Source organism: Mycobacterium sp. (assembly GCF_035314905.1).
Lineage (GTDB): Bacteria > Actinomycetota > Actinomycetes > Mycobacteriales > Mycobacteriaceae > Mycobacterium.
This window is the reverse complement of record NZ_DATFYW010000211.1, coordinates 1-2,484: the sequence shown is the minus strand read 5'-3', so window position 1 is coordinate 2,484 and position 2,484 is coordinate 1. Positions and strand designations below refer to the sequence as shown.

Here is a 2,484-nt window from a genome sequence, read left to right as displayed (position 1 = left end):
GAGCAGTTGGCGTTCGATGAGCGCCTGCTTCGGCAGGCGTTGTCGGCGCTGGACTGCGGGGCGCTGGAGATTTTGGTGCGCGGTGTGCGCGTGGACCCCGACGCGCTGCGGCGACGACTGCGGCTGCGCGGCAGCCGAGCCCTGTCAGTGGTCATCACCCGCATTGGCTCCGGGCCCGCCGATCACGCGACGGTGTTCGTGTGCCGCCCCTCTCGATAGTGCGCGGGTACTCTGGCTGCGGTCACTCTTCCAGGCGCCCAGCCCTTTTAGTCCGAAGTTACGACGGCTTTCGGGCGTGATCTGATCCTTGAGCTGGACAGAGGGCTGTGAACCGGCTTAGATATGTAGTCAGAATTATTGGCGTGTCGCATTCACTGATTCGTCGATACCCGATAGGATGCTGGCTATGCCGCGTAAGCAGGGCCGAGTTCACGTAGTCAGAGTCCAGAAGACGCACGTGGACAAGCAGGGCCGGCGCCGCGAGTACGTGTCGGTATACCTGCGGCGCACTTACCGCGACGGCAGCGCGGTGCGCAACGAGACCGTGGCGAACCTGTCGATGCTGCCGGCGGAGACGGTCGACGCGATCGAGGCGACCCTGAAAGGCAAGCGGCTGGTGCCGGTGGGAGAGGCGGTCACGATCACTCGGTCGCTGTCGCACGGACACGTGGCCGCGGTCGCGGCGATGGCGCGCACGCTGGGCCTGCCCACGCTGCTGGGGCCGGCGTGCCGGTCCCGGGACATCGCTGTGGCGCTGATCGTCTCGCGGGTGATCCGACCCGGCTCGAAGCTGTCCACGCTGACCTGGTGGCCCGACACCACCCTGGGCGTCGATCTGGGCGTGGCCGACGCGTGCACCGATGAGATCTATGCCGCGATGGACTGGCTGGCCGACCGGCAGCAGGCGATCGAGAAGAAGCTCGCGGCCAAACACCTTGCCCCGGACGTGAACCCGGGCCGGATGGCGTTGTTCGACCTGACCAGCGCGTGGGTGACCGGGCGGTGCTGCGCGCTAGCCGCGCGCGGCTACTCCCGCGACGGCAAGAAGGGCTGCGAGCAGATCGAGTACGGGGTGCTCACCGACCCGGCGGGCCGCCCGGTCGCGGTGCGGGTGTTTCCCGGCGACACCGCCGACCCGGTCGCGTTCAGCGAGATCGTCACCGTGATCCGCGACGGGCTGGGCATCCAGCGGCTGGTGCTGGTGGGCGATCGCGGCATGATCACCTCCGCGCGCATCGACGCGCTGCGAAAACTCAACGACAACCCCGACACCGCAACCGATTTCGGGTGGATCACCGCGCTGCGCGCACCCGCGATCGCCAAACTCGCCGCCGACGACGGCCCGCTGCAGATGAGCCTGTTCGACACCCAGGACCTGGCCGAGATCAGCCACCCCGACTACCCCGGCGAACGGTTGATCGCCTGCCGCAACCCCGCGCTGGCGGCCGAGCGCGCCCGCAAACGCGCAGAGCTGCTGGCCGCGACCGAGAAACTGCTCGCCGGCGTCGCCGATCGGGTCACCCGCGGCACTCTCATCGGGGCAGGCGAGATCGGTATCGCGGTGGGCAAGGCTATCGGGAAATACAAGATGGGCAAGCACTTCCGCACCACCATCACCGACACTTCGTTCACCTACCGTCGCGACACCGCCGGCATCGACGCCGAGGCCGAGCTGGACGGCATCTACGTGCTGCGCACCAGCGTCGACACCGACACCTTCGACCCCGCCGCGGTGGTGGAAAGCTACAAGAACCTCGCCAACGTCGAGCGCGACTTTCGCATCATCAAGACCGACGACCTAGACCTGCGGCCGATCCACCACCGCCTCGACGACCGCGTCAAAGCGCACGTGCTGATCTGCCTGCTCGCCTGCTACCTGGTCTGGCACCTGCGCAAGGCATGGGCACCAATGACGTTCACCGACGAGCACCCACCCCAGCGGGAAAACCCGGTCGCGGCCGCACAGCGCTCACCCGAAGCCGATGCGAAGGCATCCCGCAAGCACGACGCCAACGGCAACCCGCTACGCAGCTTCCGCGGCCTGCTCGACCACCTGGCCACCCTCACCCGCAACCATGTCCGCTACCACGGCGCCAGCACCGACGTGTCCGTGCTCGCCGACCCCACCGCCGACCAACGCCGCGCCTTCGACCTGCTCGACACCCCGATACCGCTCACCGCCGCCGCGTAGCCAGAACAACCACCCCACGAAACCAGCCAATCCCCAGGTCACCCCGGGATTCACCTATTTCAGCTGCCGTAACTTCGGTCTAGTCGCCGCGAGCGTAACGCCACGGCGATATTTCGGAAAACCGCTGTGGCGTTACGCTCGCGACTCCTCGATGTTTGACGGCCGCGGGTTCTGCAACTCGTGTGAGCGGAGGCGACGGTCGGCGCCCGATGGCCCGTTGAGGGGGCGGGCCATCGGGCCTAACCGAGCGATACCGAGCGATTCAGCCGGATGACGCCCGATATCCTTGCTCG

General features: G+C 67.5%; 2 protein-coding genes. Both read left to right on the top strand.

Going from position 1 to position 2,484, the window contains the following annotated elements; genetic code table 11:
* The coding region (locus tag VKG81_RS18730; RefSeq protein ID WP_414685325.1) for a THUMP-like domain-containing protein at window positions 1–219 on the top strand (219 nt) is incomplete at its 5' end.
* A gap of 187 nt (window positions 220–406) precedes the next feature.
* A complete protein-coding gene (locus VKG81_RS18725) occupies window positions 407–2,191 on the top strand; it encodes an IS1634 family transposase (RefSeq protein ID WP_324398106.1) in 1,785 nt (594 codons plus the stop codon).
* Window positions 2,192–2,484 lie beyond the last annotated feature (293 nt).

What these genes read in the sequence shown, in the direction of transcription:
- VKG81_RS18725 (WP_324398106.1), top strand. Translation starts at nt 407, where the DNA reads ATGCCGCGTAAGCAGGGCCGAGTTCACGTAGTCAGAGTCCAGAAGACG.